Raw genomic sequence first — 20,302 nt, forward strand, 5'->3', positions numbered from 1 at the left:
TACCGCCAAGGTTCAATTTACGGTTAACTTGTTAGCGTAACAAGCAAAGCCTGTAATTAGTAATTTATTCACAAAGAGGTTATGAGGCGCTGCGCTTTTAGAGAAGAAAATAAACACCGAAACTGTATTCTGATTGGCATTGTGTCTTCTCATTTACTCCTCTTTCGCTTCTCTTTGTGCAAATAGGCCTTTAATTTATTTAATTAATTAATTATTGATTAAAAATTACTGTTCTTCTAAATCAAACTCAGTTAAATGCCCTTCACCATGTATGAGTTGATAGCGGGCTAAATTTCCTTGCTCTAGTGTTATTAAACTAATAGCTGAGTCGCTTACTAAGTATTTTTGCCCTTCGCCTATGGTTTGGTGCTTATCTACTTCCATATGCCAACGTTTGGTAAAAAAGTTTAATGGGCTTTTTGGGCCGTATAGAATTGAATCTAGTTTATCGAGTATGTTTATTAATTTACGCGGGAACTCGTTTTTAATACCGCTGGCGGTAAGTTGCCAAATTCGATTAGGGTGATCGCCAAAACGCTTTTGCACTGAAAAGCAAAAAGAGTAATGTACATCACCCGATAAAATAAGGGTTTCGTTTGGGGTGTCGGTTCGTCTAAAAGTATCGAGTAGCTTTTTGGCTGAGCCTTCGTGCGCCATCCAGTTTTCTACATCCACCATGAGGGGTTGGCCACATATGTTAAACATGGCTTGAATGGCTTCTATTGATTTCACACCAAACACAGGGGCTGGCGATACAATAATAACTTGGTCGTGGCTTAATAGGCTTTCTTCAAGCTCTGTGAGACGTTCCCAATCAAGTAGACCTGATGGCTCGTTAAAGTTTTGCTCATTTCGCCAGCGGTGCGTACGCGTATCTAGCACCACTACTTTGGGTATTGTAGTAAGTTCGTAATGCCAAAAACTAAAATCGTTTAGTGGTTTATCAAATGCTTTAAACTGCCATAAATTATTAGCAGTACGGCTTTGCTTAAAAGGTGTAAGTAGCTCGCCTGTTTTATTTAGTGCATCGTTCCCCATCCCTTGGAAAAGCCAATAACTAATTAAGCCGTTATTAATGATTCGTTTACTACTTGGGTTTTCATTAATAGCTTGTTCCCACCCAGCGGTGAGATTCCAATCATCGGTTACATCGTGATCGTCAAACATCATTAATGTCGATACATTGGCAAACAACCGCTCTACTTCACTTAAGCCTTTTGCATAATCAATCAGTGCTGTTTTTTCAGCGTTAAAAATAGTTTTGTTTTGCTCGCTTTGACCTAAATACGTTGTGTTTTGTATATCAACGCATTGCCAAGCAGCAGCACTAAAATTTAATAAATAAAGTGCTATATATTCTTCAAAGTGGATAAGGTGATTGTAAGCTTTTACACTTGAAAAGTGAGGTTCGTCTTTTTTTAGCCAGTAGCCCACACCTAACTTTGAGCGTTTTTGCCAAGGCGTTTTTGGTAAAAATAAATGGCGATTATAAAGTTGCTCATTTATGTCGGCGGGCAGCTCAATGGCAAGTGGTTGCTCTTTATAGATACCTAACGCTTTAATTAACTGATGAATAGCTAATAACATGGGCCCTGCTACGTCATCGGCATAAACCTGATCACCACTCAGTAATAACAATTGTGCGCCTTGATTATTATTACCGCGCTGAGTATTTTGCCAGTGACTTGCAGACACTAAGCTGTCTTTTGCTGGATGATGTGCATTACGGCACGAGCCATGCAAAATATCACTCAGTTTTTTGGGAATTACAAATGCAGGCGCTGTTTGATTGCTATAGCACCAAGGCGACAAATCGACTGCTATATCATCAATTACAAGTTCATAGCTTAATAAGCTATCTAGAGGGAGTTTGTTGTCTATTGGCTTTATAATGACGAAATGCAGGTATAAATGTTCGCCTAAAGAAACAGTGTGTTGATCGCTATAACACTCAACATTTAATAAGTTTATTTGGCAGTTTGCAGGTTTGGAGGTAGCAAACTGAATGCAGACTCCAGTTTGCTCTGCACGGCGCACCATTGGCCCCATTAGTAAAATAGGAAGGTTTGCCGTGTGAGAAATCATGTATTTAGCCTTTAGCTGCTAATTCAAATAAAGAATAAAAGTTCTCGGTAGTGGCTTTAGCCAGTTCATTAAAGCTAATGCCTTTAAGTTCGCTAATGTAATAAGCAACATCTTCTACGTACGCTGGCTGGTTTGTTTGCCCACGATACGGTACTGGTGCTAAATAAGGCGAGTCGGTTTCTATTAGTAATCTATCTAGCGGTATTTGTTTTACTACTTCTTTTAGCTCAATAGCATTTTTAAAGGTAACAATGCCCGAAATAGAAATATAAAAGCCCATGTCTATGGCTTTTTTAGCCATATCCCAGTCTTCAGTAAAGCAATGTAGCACACCACCGCAGTTTTCGGCCTTGTGCTCGCGCATTAAATTAATGGTGTCGGCGCGGGCATCACGAGTATGAATAATTAACGGTTTTTGTAATTCGTTAGCCACTTCAATATGCCCAACAAAGCTTGCTTGCTGCACTGCGTGAGTATCTTTTGAATAGTAGTAATCAAGACCCGTTTCGCCAATAGCAACGACTTTTTCGTGTGAGGCTAAGTCGATTAGTTGCTGTTTATTAAGGGCGTCTTTTTGATCAAGTGGATGTACACCACATGAGGCTGAAACATCGTCGTAGTGCTTAATTTTATCAAGCATGCTTGGAAACTGATCAAGCGTTACGCTTACACATAAAAAGTGCTCGATTTGCTTTGCACGCGCTTTATCAAGAACTTGGTCAAGGTTTAAGTCTAATTTATCAAAATCAAGACGATCTAAATGGCAATGAGAATCTACAATCACTATAAGGCCTGTATTATGTTCAGGGTTTAAATTTGTTCGTTTAATTTATTATGTTAATAATTAAAAGAACCCAATATAGGGCGGCGTTAATCTCAATGAAAAACCGACCCTATAACTACATGGTATATGTTTGATCGCCTGAGTTTAACATAGTCCCAAGTAGCTTTTCGATTTTAGCGTTTAGGTTTGTTTTATCGTCTAAAAAGCTAATACCAATACCTGGAGGGTTAGAGCTTTGTGCCCCTTGTGGCGTGATCCACGACACTTTACCTGTTACTACATCATCTTCTAAGGCATCGGGCAAGGTAACTCTAAGCGCTAATGAATGCCCTGCTTCGTAACGCATATTAGTACGTACAAATAAGCCACCTTTTTTTAAGTAAGGCATATAACAACGGTATAACTCGTCTAAATCGTCTATGTCTACTAGTAGTTCTTGCATGATTAATCCTTTTAAGAATTTCGCAATGTGTATGCTAATCGTGATACAGCAAGCGGTAAATTAAGGCCAAGTACTTGTGTGTTATTTTGTAAAAACTCGCCTAATGCATTTTGCGCACTTTGATAAGCGTCAAAACTCATACCTTGCAGCAATTGATGCTTTAGTTGCACGCTTAAAAATAAAGTAAATATACGAACAAGCTCAGGCTGTTTATTTATTATATCGACTAACGCTTTGAAATTATGGCTTTGTTTAAACTCAGTTGCAAACTTATACAGTGTATCAATATTTTTTAGCTGGTCTTGCTGTTGCCAATGCTTTACTTGCAGCGGTTGGTTATAAAAAAGTGCTAACCAACTATAGTTAGGAATATCTAATGTCTCTAACCATTGCTGAGCAAGGGCTGTATTTGTTATTTTTACGTCACTTTTAGCGCATCGACTTAAAATAGTTGCAGGGAGCTGTGCTGGTTGACTTGTAGTTAATATTAAAAAGCGGCTACTAGTTGGCTCTTCAAGTGTTTTTAATAATGCGTTAGCTGCTGCTGTGGTCATTTTTTCGCAATTTTCGATTATCGCTACTTTATTACCATTTTGCGCTGCTGAGTGATTCATAAAATCACTAATGCCGCGTATATCATCTACGCCTATGCTTTGCCCATCAACTTGCGTTAAGCGCTTGTCGGGATGAGTACCCGCAAGTGTAAGTAAACAGCTTTTACAATGCCCGCAAGGTTTTAGCATACTGTTTTGCGCAGCTACCTGCTTAGCTATATTTTGGCATAACAAAGCATTACCAAGCTCATCACTTAACTCAAATTTACCTACGCCAACAGGCCCACAAAATAATTGCGCATGATGAAAACGCTCTGCGCGATAACTTTGCGCTAAACGTGCTTGAGTATCGTGTAGCCACGGCAATGGCATATTATTTTAGGCCTTCAAAAAATGAATGCAATACATTGGTTATATCGCGATGTACTTTATCAATACTTTGGTTTGCATCAACTGTTTTAATTGTGTTGTCGTCATTAGCAAGTTCAACATAACGCATACGTGTACGCTGAAAAAACTCAATGGCTTCTTGTTCAATACGGTCAAGCTCGCCACGCCCTTTTGCACGTTCAAGGCCTATCACTGGGTCAATATCAAGGTAAATAGTTAAATCAGGCTTTAAGCCCTTTAATACCATTGACGAAAGTGAAGCTAATGTATTTGAGCTAATACCACGCCCACCACCTTGATACGCCTGAGACGATAAGTCATGACGATCGGCAAGTACCCACTGGCCTTTATCGAGCGCTGGGGTAATAACATTGTGCATTAATTGCGAACGTGCTGCGTACATAATAAGCAACTCGGTTTCAAAGGCAATTTCTTCTTCGTGCTCTGCTTTTACAAGCGTCCGAAGCGATTCAGCAAGCGGTGTGCCGCCAGGTTCGCGGACGTTAATGAAGTCTATTTTTTGTTTGTTTAAAAAGTCTTGGCATAACGAAATAGCGGTTGATTTACCAGCGCCTTCTAGCCCTTCTATTACTATAAATTTTGATTTCATAAAAATTAATTCTTTTTATTTAATATATACGTTTTAACTGCTGCGTTATGCTGTTTTAACGTGGTTGAAAACTGGTGGCTACCATCGCCTTTTGATACAAAGTAAACATATTCACTTTGTGGCGGATTAACTGCAGCTAAAATAGCGGCTTTTGATGGCATTGCAATCGGTGTTGGTGGTAAACCATTAATACGATACGTATTGTAAGGCGTATAATCGCGTAAATCTTTGCGTTTAATATCGCCATCAAAATCAGCGCCTAATCCGTATATTACGGTTGGATCGGTCTGTAGGCGCATATTGGTGTTTAATCGATTAACAAACGCTGATGCAATTAACGGACGCTCGCTGGCAAGGCCTGTTTCTTTTTCAATAATTGAAGCCATTATAAGTGCTTCATATGCTGTTTTGTAAGGGAGCTCAGCTGCGCGCTGCTGCCAAGCACCGTCTAACGTTTGCTGCATTTTTTGTGCTGCACGTTTTAATACACTGCTTGCAGTATCGTTATTATGATAGTGGTAAGTGTCGGGGAATAACCAACCTTCTAATTGTGTATTATTACCCAGTATTTGTGTACTTAGCTCGTCAGTTTTTAAATCGTTTTGTAAATTATCGGCTTTTTTAATAGCACTTAGTACTTCACGTAAGTTTTGCCCTTCAATTATGGTAAAACTAAAGTTGATTTGCTGGCCTTGATTAATTTTTTTTACGTTGTTGATAACGCTATCATCTGTTAGCTCGTAAAGGCCCGCTTTTAAGTCGGTAAGTGTGGGATCTAATTTGGCAATTACTTGATAACGCCAGCAGCCTTCTACCCAGTTGTTAGCTTGCCACTGCTGACATAACTTATTAAAGCCAGTGCCATGCTTAACTTCAAATTGTGTGTTTTGCGCTACTTTTAGCGGGCTATTTATTGTTGCTTGTAATTGCTGGTAACCAATAGCAGTGGTTATAACAGCTAAAAAAAGTACCGATAAAATAACTTTTAACACTCAGCCTCCTTGGCTAATAATCTAGTTAGTAATGCGTGGCTGTCGTCTGTATTAAATACCTGTTGCTCAATACGTTTAACAGGTACTGCTCCCATTAAGCTATTACACACAAATACGGCGTCTGCTTGGGTTAAATCTTCTACTTTCACGCGTTTAAATTCAACAGGCAATTTATCACATAACGATTGTAGATAAACGCCCTTTATTCCGCACTCATCAAGCAATGGCGTAAACACACACTTATTTTTAATCGCAAAAATATTAGCAGCTGAAGCTTCAATTACATTGTTATTGTAATCAAGCACTAAAACATCATCGCAGTTTTGCGTTTGCATCGCTTTTTTAACTAGCACTTGTTCAAGCCGGTTTAATGTTTTAAGGCCCGCTAAATATGGCTGTGCCGCTAATTTAATCGGGCTTATTTCGAGATTCACACCCTTTTTAGTAAGCGCTTCGTAATTACTAGGGTAATCTAATACACTCAATAAAATAGTGACATTACACTCACTTGGCAGCCCATAACCACGTCCGCCTTCGCCTCGCGTTACAAGTATTTTAAGCACGTTTAGTGGTGCAGCGTTTATATGCAAAGCAATTTGATTTTCAAGGCTATTAAAGTCTAACTCAGGAAAACCCAAACGCTGTGCGCATTCAATCAAACGCGCTTTATGATGAGCCCAATACTGTACTTGCCCATCAACAACCTTAGCGGTTGTAAAAAAGCCATCACCGTAATTTAAGCCCCTGTCACGCGTGCTTAAAGTGCTGTTTTGATCTACTGCTATTATTGTTTGCATTTTGTTTGGCATATAAAAAAAGCCCAGTTAAACAACTGAGCTCTTATAATTTGATTCGTTGTTAAAAAAGATTATACCTTTTTAAATAGCAACGAGCCATTAGTACCACCAAAACCGAACGAGTTACACAGTGCAAAGTCTAACTTTGCATCACGTGCAGTGTGAGCAATATAATCTAAGTCACACCCTTCGTCTGGGTTATCAAGGTTGATAGTTGGCGACACTTTTTGATCTGTCAGTGATAAAATCGAAATAATCGATTCAACCGAACCTGCAGCACCTAACAAGTGACCCATCATCGATTTAGACGAGCCTACCATTACATCTTTAGCTGAATTACCAAAAATAGACTTAACAGCGGCAGTTTCTGCTTTATCGCCTGCATTTGTAGATGTACCGTGTGCGTTAATGTAACCAATTTGCTCAGCGTTTACTTGCGCATCGTTTAGTGCGTTTTGCATTGCAAGTGCAGCACCCGCACCATCTTCTGGTGGTGATGTCATGTGGTACGCATCGCCACTCATACCAAAGCCTACAAGCTCAGCATAAATTTTAGCGCCACGTGCTTTAGCATGTTCGTACTCTTCAACTACAACAACACCAGCGCCGTCAGAAAGCACAAAGCCATCGCGGTCTTTATCCCAAGGGCGAGAAGCCGCTTGTGGATCGTCATTGCGGGTTGAAAGTGCACGCGCAGCATTAAAGCCACCCATACCAATTGGGGTACACGCTTTTTCTGCACCGCCAGCAACCATTGCATCTGCATCACCGTAGGCAATCATGCGCGCTGCATGGCCAATATTATGCAAACCAGTAGTACAGGCAGTTACAATTGAAATATTTGGACCACGAAGTCCATGCATCATTGATAAATGACCTGAGATCATATTAATAATGGTAGACGGCACATAAAATGGCGATAACTTGCGCGGACCACTGTTTAATAGCTTAATGTGGTTTTCTTCAATTAACGTAAGCCCACCAATACCTGAGCCTACAGCTACACCAATGCGTGCTGCGTTTTGCTCAGTGATTTCAAGGCCTGAATCTTTAAAGGCTTGAACACCCGCTGCAATGCCGTACTGAATAAACAAGTCCATTTTTTTAGTATCTTTCGCTGACATGTATGCAGTAGCATCAAAATCATTTATTAAACCAGCGAATTTAGTACCAAATTTTGATGTATCAAAGTGCGTTATTGTTTGAATGCCACTTTTACCATCTAATAAGCCTTGCCAGGTTGATTGAACATCATTACCTAGCGGCGTCAACATTCCTAAGCCAGTTACGACGACTCGACGTTTAGCCACGGTTTGCCTCCAATAAGGGATATTTTACAAGGGGATGATCATACCCAAGCTACCTCAAAGTGCTAGTCCCAAAATAGATTAAAAACGCATAACACTATCAAAATTAATTTTTAGCTAAAATTGAGCATAGAGATTTAAGTTTTGAATCACGAACTTTGAGGTGGTTTGGATATAAAAAATTAAAGGCAGCGGATGCTGCCTTTAACGTGCGATTAATTACTCAGCGTGTGCTGTAACGTAATCGATAGCAGTTTGTACTGTAGTGATCTTCTCAGCTTCTTCATCTGGGATCTCAGTGTCAAACTCTTCTTCAAGAGCCATTACTAGTTCAACAGTATCAAGAGAATCTGCACCTAGGTCATCTACGAAAGAAGATTCATTTTTAACTTCTTCTTCTTTAACACCTAGTTGTTCAATGATAATTTTCTTTACGCGTTCTTGGATATCGCTCATTCTTCTTTCCTTTATTAAAAACGCCAATGCGTTATTTTCAGATTGCGGCGTAGTTTACGCCGCATAATTCTCTGATTCAATGATTTGACCATAAATAATTGTCTGGTCAAACCTCTGAGTGTGTGTTTTGTCTTTTATCGCTTATTTTCGCAGCGATTTCAAGTATGTTTAAAGCAAGTTCACAAATAATTCAATGTTTTTGAGGTAACTTGCTTAACTTTATTAAGTAGTAATCTAGGTACAATGGCGATTAAACCATGTACATCGCGCCATTTACATGCAAAGTTTCACCTGATACATACGCAGCCGCGTCAGATGCTAAATAACATACTGCAGCAGCAATTTCGTCTGGTTGGCCTAAACGCCCTGCTGGAACATTTGCAAGTGTTGCTGCTTTTTGCTCATCAGTTAAATTATCAGTCATGTCTGTTTGAATAAAACCAGGTGCGATTACGTTAACTGTAATACCACGTGATGCAACTTCGCGCGCAAGTGACTTAGAAAAACCAATTACACCCGCTTTAGCCGCTGCATAATTAGCTTGACCTGCATTACCCATAGTACCCACTACTGAGCCAATGTTAATAATACGGCCTTTCTTTTTCTTCATCATTGGACGAAGTACCGCTTTAGATAAACGGAAAACTGAGCTTAAATTAGTGTCGATAATATCGTCCCACTCAGTTTCTTTCATACGCATTAATAAGTTATCGCGTGTAATACCTGCGTTATTTACAAGTACGTCAATATCGCCTAAATCAGCTTTTATTGCAGCAAGTGTTGCTTCAATAGATGCAGGATCGGTTACGTTTAATGCATAACCTTTACCATTGTCACCTAGGTATTCACTGATTTTAGCAGCGCCCGACTCACTTGTCGCAGTACCTGCAACTTTTGCACCTTGTGCAACTAATGTTGTTGCAATTGCTTTACCAATACCACGGCTGGCGCCAGTAATTAGGACAATTTTGCCCTCTAATGAAAATAAATTAGACATTTTATATACTCTTATTTAGCTGCATCAATTGAAGCGGCGTCGTTTACTGAGCCACAGATCATTGCTTTATCAATTCGTTTAGCAAGTCCTGTTAATACTTTACCAGGACCAAATTCGTAGCTTTGTGTTACATCTTGCGCAACCAAGGCTTGTACTGTTTCTGTCCAGCGAACTGGGCTGTATAGCTGACGTACTAGTGCGTCTTTAATTGCATCAGCTGACGTTTCAGCTTTTACATCAACATTATTAATTACATCACACTTAGGTGTATTAAATGTTAAAGCGGCTAAATCTGCTGCTAGCTTGTCAGCTGCTGGCTTCATTAACTCACAATGTGAAGGTACGCTAACAGAAAGTAGTAATGCACGTTTAGCACCGGCATCTTTACATGCTTGCGATGCTCTATCTACTGCCGCTTTATGGCCTGCGATAACAACTTGACCAGGAGAGTTGTAGTTAACTGGAGATACAACCTCACCTTGCGCTGAGGCAGCACAAGCCGCTTTAATTTCTTCATCGCCTAAGCCAATAATAGCAGCCATTGAACCTACGCCTGCTGGCACGGCTTCTTGCATGTATAAACCACGGTTTTCAACAAGCTTTACGGCTTCGCTCAAGCTTAATACATCGCTACATACTAACGCTGAGTATTCACCTAAGCTGTGACCCGCCATAACAACGTCTGCATCAGGGTTAGCTGCTAACCAATCACGGTAAATAGCAACACTTGCAGTTAGTAATGCAGGTTGTGTGCGGTGGGTTTGATTTAATTTTTCTTCTGGGCCATTAAGAACTAGCTCTGCTAAGTCGTAACCCAGTGCATTTGACGCTTCTGCAAATGTTGCTTTAACAATGTCAGAACTCTCTAGTAGTTCTTGTAACATACCAACGCTTTGCGAGCCTTGACCTGGGAATAGAAGTGCAATTTTTTGTGCCATACTTTGCTCTTTTTAATTAAACAAATAAATAATGAAATACACGGCACATCAATTATTGATTAACCGCCGTGTCTTTAGAATGTGTTTTTTCGAAAATAGCGGCTATTTTATCAGGAAGTTGACGTTCAACCTCTTTTACCGCTTCATCAATTGCTGCTTGAAATGCTTTAGCTGACGCATTTCCATGACTTTTAACGACAATACCGCGCAATCCTACCAGAGAAGCACCGTTATACTGGTCGGGGTTCACCCTTTTATAGAGTTTTTTTATTATTGGGCGCAATATAAACGCCATACATTTATATAAAAGGTGCTTTTCGAGCGCGGTTGTAAACTTATTCATAATAAGCTTGGCAATGCCTTCACATGTTTTAAGTGCTACGTTGCCAACAAACCCTTCGCATACTATGACATCAGCCTTACCCGAAAAAATATCACTTCCTTCGCTGTAACCAATATAATTTATATGTGGGCTTTGCTGCATTAATTGTGCAGCTAGTTTAATGTCGTCGTGGCCTTTAATGTCCTCCGCGCCAATATTTAATAGACTAACGCGAGGATTATCCAAACCAAGTGCTTGGCCAGCAACAATAGAGCCCATAATGCCAAACTGATAGAGCATTTGCGAATCACAATGCACATTAGCACCTAAGTCGAGTAAATATACTGGGTTTTTAAGCTCTGTAGGAACAGATGAAATGAGTGCGGCACGTTTAACACCTGGCAGCATTTTTAATACATAGTGAGCCATAAAAAATAGAGCGCCGGTATTACCTGAGCTAACACATGCTTGAGCCTCGCCCGATTTAACTAAATCTAGGGCAACACGCATAGATGAATCTTTTTTTGAACGCACAGCAATTGCAGGTTCACAGGCATTGGTGACTATTTCACTACAGTGACGAATTATGAGTCTAGGATGAGGTAGAGAATCGAGGGATTCGAGTTCTTTAGATATAACGTGTTCATTGCCACATAAAATGAGAGTTAAATTGGCATGAGCATTTACTGCACAAACGGCAGCAGGAATAGATGAACGGGGGCCGTAATCGCCCCCCATCATATCTAACGCTATGGTTAGATCTTTCAGCATATAAGTAATCTCTTATTTAGAAATTACTTGAACGCCTTTGTAGTAACCATCTGCAGTCACATGGTGACGACGATGAGTCTCACCAGATGTTTGATCTACAGTTAAAGTTGGACCACTGATCGCATCGTGTGAACGGCGCATGCCGCGTCTTGCACGAGACTTTTTGCTTTTTTGTACAGCCATAGTCTTCTCCTAAGAATCTTTCTTAAGTTGTTTCAAAATATCAAATGGATTAGGTTTATCATCTTCCGCCTTTAATACACCAAAGCTGGCAGGCTTTGCTGAATAACTGCATGAAGCTTCGTTGTGGGTAGCCACTAATGGAATTGCTAAAATTAGTTCGTCTTCAATTAAATTAAAAACGTTAACTTCACCATTTTCATCAAGCGCTACTTCATCGTAGTCTTCTGGAAAAATATCTAACTCTGTATCTTCACCTACTGGTGAATATGCAAAGTCTTGAACCAAATCCAACCCTAAATCACCATTACAACGTTGACAAATGACAGTAACGTGTGTGGACAAATTGCCTCTAATCACAGCGAAACCTTGATCATCGTTTTTGCAATGTATTTTTACCGCTATTTCACCTACTTCTTCCTGCACAACTTTCTCTAAACGAGTAAGTTTTTCAAGCGGTACAATTCCGTCATACTTTAAACGGTGCTGCGCTGCTTTGCCTGGATGAAGAGTGATGGGAATTTTCACCTTTTGCATAGGGGCTGCATCATATAGATAGTTAGTTTGTTAGTCAAAGTAAAAAACCATTTTTACTTGGTTTTTAACGTGTTTTACTCTCGGATCTGATTTATCCTAACTCAATCTGAATTATCGTAGGAAAACAGTCCGTGAAGCATCCACTCATTTTAGCGTCAAGCTCGCCTTTTAGGCAGTCTTTATTACAAAAATTTAATTTACCATTTGATACGTTTTCACCAGACGTTGACGAATCAGCACTTGAATGCGAAACACCTACCGAATTGGTTAAGCGTTTAAGTGAATTAAAAGCCTCAGCAGCCAATAAACACTTTAACAAAGGGTTAGCTATTGGATCAGACCAAGTCGCGGTGTTCAATAATCAAATTTTAGGTAAACCACACAATAAGCAAAATGCTGTAAAGCAACTAAATTTATTTAGCGGTAATACTGTAACATTTTTAACTGGGCTTTGTGTTTACGATATTGTTACTGGCACTAAAAAAACCTGCGTAGAACCTTTTAATGTGTCGTTTAAAATACTCAGTGATGCACAAATTAGCGCTTATTGCGATGCAGAGCAGCCTTATAACTGTGCTGGCAGCTTTAAAAGTGAAGGGTTGGGTATCTGTTTATTTGAAAAACTAAGCGGAGACGATCCTAATAGCTTAATTGGATTACCATTAATTAAACTCAGCCAGCTACTGGCTGAGTTTGGTATTGATGTACTTACTGCTCAAAACAAGTTTTAGTTAAATAAATTAGCCAAGCAAAACCTGTTGCAACTGCAGATAGTTATCTACTGTTGCAACAGGACTAAGCTTATTTAGCTGCTGTGCGTTGTGTACACCCATTGTTACGCCAATTCTATCCATGCCCGCAGCTTTTGCCATAGTCATGTCTATTTGAGTGTCGCCAATCATTACAGCGTGTTGAGCACTTATGCCAAGTTCTTCAAGTAATTGATACAACATATCTGGAGAGGGCTTTGATTGCGCTTCATCGCTAGTACGCGTTGCACTAAAAAAGTGGCGCAATTGACTTTGTTCAAGCAAACGCTCTAGCCCACCCCTACCTTTACCTGTTGCAACCGCTAAAACAATGCCCTGCTCTTTTAAGGCATTTAAAACGCTGACGACATTAGCAAATACAGGCGTGGGAGTAGTATCCACACTGTATTGATATTTATAACCTGAAATTAACGCTTGGTGCTGCACTACATTATCAGGAAATAAAACGTCAATTGCTTTTTCAAGCGACATACCAATAATATTTTTAATGGCTTCGTCACTAGGTGGCACTAAATTAAGTGACTCGGCGCTACTACGAATACAGTTAACTATTTTAGTGACTGAATCCATAACAGTGCCATCCCAATCAAAAATGACGAGCTTATATTTTTTAATTGGAGTCACTTTTATCACAGTTTTGCATCTCGTAATTTTAGTAATGTATTTTTAAGCGTTTTATCAAGGGGCGCTTCAATACGCATAGTTGTTTCGTTTTTAGGGTGATAAAAACTTAAATCATGTGCGTGTAAAAACAATCGGTTTAACCCAACTTTACGCATAGAATCGTCAAAACCCTGGTCACCGTATTTATCGTCGCACGCTATTGGGTGACCTTTACATTGCGTATGCACACGAATTTGGTGCGTACGCCCTGTAACAGGCGATGCTTGTACAAGTGAGCAATCGTTAAAACGTTCAAGTACTTTAAAACGAGTATGTGAAGGTTTTCCCTCAGTGTTATCTACGCGTACTACGCGCTCGCCCGATTTAAGTGTATTTTTACGCAGCCCTTCGGTTACGTTTTTAGTTTTAGAATCCCACTGCCCTTCTACAAGTGCCCAGTAATTTTTTTCCATTGTTTTTTCGCGAAGTTGTTCATGCAATGCTGTTAACACCGAACGACGCTTTGCTATAAGTAAACAACCTGATGTATCACGGTCAAGCCTATGAACTAGCTCAAGGCTACGTTCCTCTGGGCGAAGTGCTCGCAAAGCTTCAATCAAGCCATAACTTAAACCACTGCCGCCATGAACAGCCATACCTGATGGTTTATTTATTACGATAAGGTATTTATCTTCAAATAAAATATCGTTTTCTAGGCGAGTTACTTTGTCTAATTTTGATGGGACAAATTCTTCACGCTCAGCAACCCTGATAGGTGCAATACGAAGTACATCTTCAAGCTGTAGTTTATATACAGGCTTAATACGCTTTTTATTAACGCGTACCTCACCTTTGCGCAAAAGTTTATAAATAGCGCTTTTAGGCACCCCTTTTAAATGGGTAATAAGAAAGTTATCAATACGCTGACCTAAATGGTCTTCGTTGATCGTGACATAAGTTACTTGTAAGTCGTTTTTTTCTGACATTGCCTAATCACTAATTTAAGTAAAATAATTTAGTTGCTAACACTGTAATAATAGTGGGATAATCAGCAGCGCAAATATTTAGTATTTGCAAATAACAACGGTGCTTTTTAACACATTAAAACATTCGTGATGCACATTCTGGGTAGCCGATCATACAGATCCGAGTTAAGTTTTCCAAAGCTTTTATGCCTCCTCAGTTAACACGTGCGATCAATTAACGGCAATGCGCGTAATATATTGCTGGTTAAGTTTGAACATGAAGCGATTTTTAACGTGCTAGAGAAAGCAATGAACAGATAATTTGTCTGATAGTGACGACGTAAAAAACGTCGTTCAGCACTAGCTCAATTATTGTAGTACCGTATAGCAGCTTATTTAGAACTAAAAAAATCTAATAAATAAGCGTTCATTAACATCGGCAGCGATTTTTGCTCTTAAAACGGATATTAGCGATACATCAGTATGTATTGCTCACCAACTTAATGAGCCCTACGCGCCTAATATGAATGATATTTAGTAAGATTAATATGACAGGCCGACTTCTGGGTAAAACTTGTAAACGTAGCTGAAAAGCCGACAGTTTTAGCACCATTAAGAATTTAATAGCGATAATAATTGCTATTGTTTGCCAGCATTTAAAATACTGCATACGAGAAACAGAGCCGTTCCGTTAAAGACCCAGTCGTGAGGCTGCACATTCTAAAAATAGGGACAACTGAACAGGCGAGAAAAACATCGTCATGTCAGCGACATAAATAAGTAGAGTAACAATATGAAACGTATGCTAATCAATGCAACGCAGCAAGAAGAAATGCGCGTAGCACTGGTTGATGGCCAGCGCCTATATGATTTAGATATCGAAAGCCCAGGTCACGAACAGAAAAAAGCCAATATTTATAAAGGCAAAATCACTCGCATTGAACCATCTCTTGAAGCAGCATTTGTTGATTACGGTGCTGACCGCCATGGTTTCCTTCCTTTAAAAGAAATTGCCCGTACTTACTTCCCTGCAGGTTACACTTTTCATGGTCGCCCTAACATCCGCGACGTAATAAAAGAAGGTCAAGAAGTTATAGTACAAGTTGATAAAGAAGAGCGTGGCCAAAAAGGCGCTGCGTTAACTACTTTTATCAGTGTTGCTGGTAGCTACTTAGTGCTTATGCCTAACAACCCACGTGCTGGCGGTATTTCTCGTCGCATTGAAGGTGATGAACGTACTGAACTTAAAGAAGCATTGGGTCGTTTAGAACTTCCTAAAGGTATGGGCTTAATTGTTCGTACAGCGGGTGTTGGTAAATCGTTTGAAGAATTAAACTACGATTTAAAAGCATTATTAGTACATTGGGAAGCAATTAGACAAGCAGCCGATAGTGCTAAAGCGCCATTTTTAATACACCAAGAAAGCAATGTAATATTCCGTGCGATACGCGATTATTTACGTCGTGATATTGGCGAAATTTTAATTGATAAACCACGTGTTTTTGAAGAAGCTAAAGCGCACATTGAGCGTTTTCGTCCTGACTTTATGAGCCGTGTTAAGCTTTATCAAGGCGACACTCCTTTATTTACGCATTACCAAATTGAAAGCCAAATTGAGTCTGCGTTCCAGCGTGAAGTACGTCTGCCTTCTGGTGGTTCAATTGTAATTGACCCAACTGAAGCACTAACGTCTATCGATATCAACTCGTCTAAAGCAACTAAAGGCGGCGATATTGAAGAAACAGCACTTAATACTAACTTAGAAGCAGCCGATGAAATTGCACGTCAATTACGTCTTCGTGACTTAGGTGGTTTAATTGTTATCGACTTTATCGATATGACGCCTCCACGTCATCAACGTGAAGTAGAAAATCGTTTAAAAGATGCTGCTCGCCCAGATCGTGCTCGTGTTCAAATTGGTAAAATTTCACGCTTTGGTTTACTTGAAATGTCGCGTCAGCGTTTGCGTCCTTCATTAGGTGAAGCAAGCCAAGGCCCATGTCCACGTTGTAGTGGCCAAGGTACTATTCGTTCAAACGAATCTATCGCACTTTCTATTCTTCGTTTAATTGAAGAAGAAGCAATTAAAGACAACACAGCACAAGTAAATGCACAAGTGCCTGTTGCCGTTGCTGCTTATTTATTAAATGAGCAACGTCGTAGTGTTCACCGTATTGAAAAGCATCATAAATGTGACGTAGTGATTATTCCTAATCAACATATGGAAACACCACATTACGAAGTTATGCGTTTACGTAAAGACGAAACACTTGAAACGGTAAGTTACGGACAAGTTGTTGCGCCAGAACCTGAAGCATTTGAGATGTCAAAATCACCAAGTGCACCAGTACGTGAAGAGCCAATGCTAAAAGGTGTTGTAATGCCTTCTACACCAGCTCCACAAGCAGCGCCTACACCAGTAGCTCAGCCTGTAGTAACAGAGACTAAAACTGAAGGTGGCTTGTTTGAAGCAATCACTAAATGGTTTAAATCGTTATTTGCAAGCGAAACAGTAGAAGAGAAAAAAGAAGCTGTAGAAAAAGAGCAGCAAGAAGCGCGTAATAACGCTCGCCGTGGTAACGATAATCGTCGTCGTAATAACAACCAACGTCGTCGTAATAATAACCCGCGCACTAATAAACCACGCAATGAGCGCCCTGCAGCTGAAGAGGAAGTTAAAACAGACTCACCAGCAGCAACAAGTAACGAGACTCAAGAGAGAAACGAGAACCGCAATAAGCGTCGTCGTAACCCTAACTCTCGTAAGCGCCCAGAGCATAAAAGCGAAGAAAAAGATCAAGTTAAAACTGAAGCCCCTGTAAAAGCAGAAGTAGAAGTAGAAACTGATTCTAAGCCAGCTCAAGCTGTAGAGCCTAAAGAGCAAAAGCCTAAGGTTCGCCGTCAACGTCGTAACATACGTAAAAAAGTACGTCTGCAAGATGAAAACGCTGAGCAAGCAAACTCAACAGAGCAAACACCTGAACAAGCGGTAGTTACTGACACTCCACAAGTTCAAGAGCAAGCACCTGTTGTAGAAAAGCAAACACAAGCTCCGGCAGAAAAAACAGCTCACATTAAAGAAGAGAAAGTTGACGTTGTTGATTCTAACGATGAAGCAGCAACGACTGAAGACGAGCAAGAGCAAACACGTACACGTTCACGCCGTTCTCCTCGTCATCTTCGTGCATCAGGTCAACGTCGTCGACGTCCTGAAGGTGAAGCAGAAGTTAAATCTGACGAAGCCCCTGCATTTGTTCCAGTTGCTGATCAAGCTGCTGCAGAATATGAAGCAGAGCTTAAAGCTAAATCTGAAGAAACACCTGTGGATGCAGCGCAGCAAATTGAACAAGCCGTTGCAGTTGAAGACTTAGCAAAAGTTGAAGCTGTAGAAGAGCCAGCTAAAGTTGAAACTCCAGTAGTAACTGAAGAGCCAGCTAAAGTTGAAACTCCTGTAGTAACTGAAGAGCCAGCTAAAGTTGAAACTCCAGTAGCAACTGAAGAGCCAGCTAAAGTTGAAGCGCCAGTAGTAACTGAAGAGCCAGCTAAAGTTGAAACGCCAGTAGTGACTGAAGAGCCAGCTAAAGTTGAAGCGCCAGTAGTAACTGAAGAACCAGCTAAAGTTGAAACTCCAGTAGTAACTGAAGAGCCAGCTAAAGTTGAAGCGCCAGTAGTAACTGAAGAACCAGCTAAAGTTGAAACTCCAGTAGTAACTGAAGAGCCAGCTAAAGTTGAAGCAAAAGTGAAAACTGAAAAATCAGCACCGCATGTTAAAACAGCGGTTACTCAAGGGTCTGCAAGTGCGCCAATGGCACAGCCTACTCCTGTAGCTGATAGCGAAGTAAAACACACATCTGTAGCAATGGCTCACGATAAACGTGAACTAGTACCAGACAGTGGTTTACGTGCGGGTTCTATCAAACCTGCTGGTCGTGCAAGTTCTGCAATGACTAAAACATTGAGTGTTGATTAATAACTAACACTTATTAAAAAGCCCCGCTATTTAATAAATAGCGGGGCTTTTTTGTTTAATACCTACTTAAACTATTAATAGTTAGCTTTCATTCGCCAATTTGTACGCTTCATATTTATCACATTCAAGTTCTGCAATATTTTTATCATAAATAGATTCTGATCTATATGACTTTAGAGTTAGATCTGTGCAGCGTTGCTCTAACTCCTCAACTTTAGGCATGGTTGGATCAATACTATAGAGTAAAAAATGCTTTTCACTTTTCTTGCCAGCATCTAACATTTGCTGGTGGAACTCTTGATCTGCCGTTAAGCTCTTGAGCTTTGCGTCAATTTGAATTTGTTCGCTCATTTTGTAATAGTCACTCACTATTTTCTTCTCTGTTAATTTGCTGTAGCAAACAAATAGTAAAAAAGTAGCCAATAAACAATAAATAACTCCTCTCATATTGATAATTCCTCCTTGACATAGTAACGGGTTTTTAGCCTAATATAACACTATAATTAAATACATATTTGAGTCAATCCATAAGAAGGCAACATGCCCAATAACCAAATGAAACGGAAGTTATTTTTTGGTCTTATATTATTTTCAGCGACAGCCAGTTCACAACAAGTTTACAGTTGGGTCGATAAAAATGGTGTACGTCATTTCTCAGATGTTCCAACAGATCAAAGAGCAGAAGTAGTTGAAGGAATTGAATCTACACCTACTGTGCAAAAAGTTGTAGTTAAAACTAATAACCGTATTCATGGCTTTGAAGATGAGCCTGAAAAACATATTCCGGGCTCTGAAGTAATAATTAAAGGAACAGGAGCTAGGCTCAGCTGTAATAAGCTTATTGCATATAAAGGGAATATATTTCAAGGCATTACTCGTTCAAAATTCCATGATTCTGACACTCCAAAAAGAAAAGCCCTAGTAGGGTTAAGAATGCACGAAAATACTAAAGAAAAATTAAAAAAAGAAAACCAGAGGTTACAAACTCACCTTGAAAAACAACAAGAGTACTATAAAAAAAATGAATCAATTAAATATGCCATTGATAACTCGCTGGACCAGATAGCTGAAAATAAATGTGAGATCCAAGTCCATTTACGCTATATGGAACTCATTCAAAAAAAAATAAATTCACTATAATAACCAAGGATTGATATGATCAAAATTATGTTCACGATACTTTTATTTTCAAGTTTCGTTTTACAAGCAAAAGTATACAAGTGTGAAGACGAACTGGGCAAAGTATCGTTTACCGATATCCCTTGTGAGCAAGGTGATGAATCAGGCAATCCTCAACAGAACAACAGCACTTCGCAAAGTCCAATAATTAACAAGACTCCAAAAGAGGTTAATTCTATTAAAGAAGCCCTAAACTATGTGGGTTGGAACCAAATAGTGTTATTAAATTTAGACTTAATTGAACAGCAATATATAACTCCTAAAAAAAGCTTCAACTTTGAACATTCCTTTTTAGCACCTAGTCGTTATCAATACTCAACTGTTCCTATCCATAGTGTGACAGCAAGATTTATTAATGGTTTGGGTGAAATTATTTACCAAGGGAAAATATACACAAAAGATTTTTCTTCTAGAACTGATAGCAATGGCTTTTTCAATGCTACTTTTTCTGATATCAATAAACGAATGATGGAGATGGGATTAGAAGACCAGACTGAGAACACTCTTCGCTATGGAAGAGGTAATTGGAGATGGACTCATCGTAATTTCGCCTGTCATGCTCGATCTGACTTTAACCCGAAAAGTTCAATTATTGGTTTGAAAATCACTTGTAAGACGAACAAATAGTTATTATCGTTATCTAATTAATAAAG

At 39.6% G+C, this 20,302-nt stretch carries 21 protein-coding genes; 4 read left to right on the forward strand and 17 right to left on the reverse strand.

Features of this window, described 5'->3' with window-relative positions; translation table 11 throughout:
* Positions 1-225: 225 nt before the first annotated feature.
* The 14 genes from QL995_RS18855 to yceD form a co-directional block, all read right to left on the reverse strand.
* A complete protein-coding gene (locus QL995_RS18855; protein WP_290294860.1) occupies positions 226-2,085 on the reverse strand; it encodes an alkaline phosphatase D family protein in 1,860 nt (619 codons plus the stop codon).
* A 4-nt stretch (positions 2,086-2,089) separates the two neighbouring features.
* Complete coding sequence (locus tag QL995_RS18860) at positions 2,090-2,869, reverse strand: YchF/TatD family DNA exonuclease (RefSeq protein WP_290294861.1); 780 nt, start codon at positions 2,867-2,869, stop codon at positions 2,090-2,092.
* 115 nt (positions 2,870-2,984) lie between these two features.
* A complete protein-coding gene (locus QL995_RS18865; RefSeq protein WP_002962367.1) occupies positions 2,985-3,311 on the reverse strand; it encodes a PilZ domain-containing protein in 327 nt (108 codons plus the stop codon).
* An 11-nt stretch (positions 3,312-3,322) separates the two neighbouring features.
* Positions 3,323-4,237: a DNA polymerase III subunit delta' gene (locus tag QL995_RS18870; RefSeq protein WP_290294862.1), complete on the reverse strand. Its 915-nt coding sequence runs from the start codon at positions 4,235-4,237 to the stop codon at positions 3,323-3,325.
* 1 nt (position 4,238) lies between these two features.
* Entirely contained in the window at positions 4,239-4,865 is a 627-nt protein-coding gene (tmk, locus tag QL995_RS18875) for a dTMP kinase (protein WP_007585737.1), read from the reverse strand.
* A 5-nt stretch (positions 4,866-4,870) separates the two neighbouring features.
* Positions 4,871-5,857 (reverse strand): endolytic transglycosylase MltG, encoded by a 987-nt coding sequence (gene mltG / locus QL995_RS18880; RefSeq protein ID WP_290294864.1) that lies wholly within the window; start codon positions 5,855-5,857, stop codon positions 4,871-4,873.
* Entirely contained in the window at positions 5,851-6,666 is an 816-nt protein-coding gene (gene pabC / locus QL995_RS18885; RefSeq protein WP_197192407.1) for an aminodeoxychorismate lyase, read from the reverse strand. Before pabC ends, mltG begins: the two co-directional genes overlap by 7 nt.
* Positions 6,667-6,725: 59 nt before the next feature.
* A complete protein-coding gene (gene fabF / locus QL995_RS18890; RefSeq protein ID WP_076923842.1) occupies positions 6,726-7,964 on the reverse strand; it encodes a beta-ketoacyl-ACP synthase II in 1,239 nt (412 codons plus the stop codon).
* 216 nt (positions 7,965-8,180) lie between these two features.
* Positions 8,181-8,417, reverse strand: a complete 237-nt coding sequence (gene acpP, locus QL995_RS18895) for an acyl carrier protein (protein WP_002962377.1) — start codon at positions 8,415-8,417, stop codon at positions 8,181-8,183.
* Between the two features lie 250 nt (positions 8,418-8,667).
* Positions 8,668-9,414 (reverse strand): 3-oxoacyl-ACP reductase FabG, encoded by a 747-nt coding sequence (gene fabG / locus QL995_RS18900; RefSeq protein WP_007585730.1) that lies wholly within the window; start codon positions 9,412-9,414, stop codon positions 8,668-8,670.
* A gap of 11 nt (positions 9,415-9,425) precedes the next feature.
* Positions 9,426-10,352, reverse strand: a complete 927-nt coding sequence (fabD, locus tag QL995_RS18905) for an ACP S-malonyltransferase (RefSeq protein ID WP_290294865.1) — start codon at positions 10,350-10,352, stop codon at positions 9,426-9,428.
* Between the two features lie 52 nt (positions 10,353-10,404).
* A complete protein-coding gene (gene plsX, locus QL995_RS18910; RefSeq protein ID WP_290294866.1) occupies positions 10,405-11,445 on the reverse strand; it encodes a phosphate acyltransferase PlsX in 1,041 nt (346 codons plus the stop codon).
* Between the two features lie 12 nt (positions 11,446-11,457).
* Complete coding sequence (gene rpmF, locus QL995_RS18915) at positions 11,458-11,628, reverse strand: 50S ribosomal protein L32 (protein ID WP_002962381.1); 171 nt, start codon at positions 11,626-11,628, stop codon at positions 11,458-11,460.
* A 9-nt stretch (positions 11,629-11,637) separates the two neighbouring features.
* A complete protein-coding gene (yceD, locus tag QL995_RS18920; protein WP_007585727.1) occupies positions 11,638-12,162 on the reverse strand; it encodes a 23S rRNA accumulation protein YceD in 525 nt (174 codons plus the stop codon).
* A gap of 131 nt (positions 12,163-12,293) precedes the next feature.
* Here yceD and QL995_RS18925 point away from each other — a divergent pair, with 131 nt between their 5' ends.
* On the forward strand, positions 12,294-12,893 hold the full coding sequence (locus QL995_RS18925; protein ID WP_290294868.1) for a Maf family protein: 600 nt from the start codon (positions 12,294-12,296) through the stop codon (positions 12,891-12,893).
* 9 nt (positions 12,894-12,902) lie between these two features.
* On the opposite strand, the gene QL995_RS18930 is transcribed toward QL995_RS18925, so the two are convergent.
* Complete coding sequence (locus tag QL995_RS18930) at positions 12,903-13,565, reverse strand: HAD-IA family hydrolase (protein WP_290294869.1); 663 nt, start codon at positions 13,563-13,565, stop codon at positions 12,903-12,905.
* On the reverse strand, positions 13,562-14,521 hold the full coding sequence (gene rluC / locus QL995_RS18935; RefSeq protein WP_010554171.1) for a 23S rRNA pseudouridine(955/2504/2580) synthase RluC: 960 nt from the start codon (positions 14,519-14,521) through the stop codon (positions 13,562-13,564). The genes QL995_RS18930 and rluC overlap by 4 nt, the downstream gene beginning before the upstream one ends.
* A 772-nt stretch (positions 14,522-15,293) precedes the next feature.
* Between rluC and rne the strand changes: the two genes are divergently transcribed.
* Positions 15,294-18,470 carry a ribonuclease E gene (gene rne / locus QL995_RS18940; protein ID WP_290294870.1) on the forward strand — a complete coding sequence of 1,059 codons (3,177 nt, stop codon included), beginning with the start codon at positions 15,294-15,296 and terminating at the stop codon, positions 18,468-18,470.
* Positions 18,471-18,551: 81 nt separating this feature from the next.
* Here the strand turns inward: rne and QL995_RS18945 are convergent, their stop codons facing one another.
* The gene (locus QL995_RS18945; protein ID WP_007585713.1) at positions 18,552-18,917 is read right to left on the reverse strand and encodes a hypothetical protein; all 366 of its coding nucleotides are present in this window, start codon (positions 18,915-18,917) and stop codon (positions 18,552-18,554) included.
* A gap of 93 nt (positions 18,918-19,010) precedes the next feature.
* Here QL995_RS18945 and QL995_RS18950 point away from each other — a divergent pair, with 93 nt between their 5' ends.
* Together QL995_RS18950 and QL995_RS18955 are read left to right on the forward strand one after the other, a co-directional pair.
* Positions 19,011-19,610, forward strand: coding sequence for a DUF4124 domain-containing protein (locus QL995_RS18950; protein WP_290294871.1), 600 nt, complete (start codon positions 19,011-19,013; stop codon positions 19,608-19,610).
* A 15-nt stretch (positions 19,611-19,625) separates the two neighbouring features.
* Positions 19,626-20,276, forward strand: coding sequence for a DUF4124 domain-containing protein (locus tag QL995_RS18955; protein ID WP_197189275.1), 651 nt, complete (start codon positions 19,626-19,628; stop codon positions 20,274-20,276).
* Positions 20,277-20,302 lie beyond the last annotated feature (26 nt).

The sequence above is a fragment of the Pseudoalteromonas sp. APC 3358 genome (genome assembly GCF_030408075.1).
GTDB lineage: Bacteria > Pseudomonadota > Gammaproteobacteria > Enterobacterales > Alteromonadaceae > Pseudoalteromonas > Pseudoalteromonas arctica.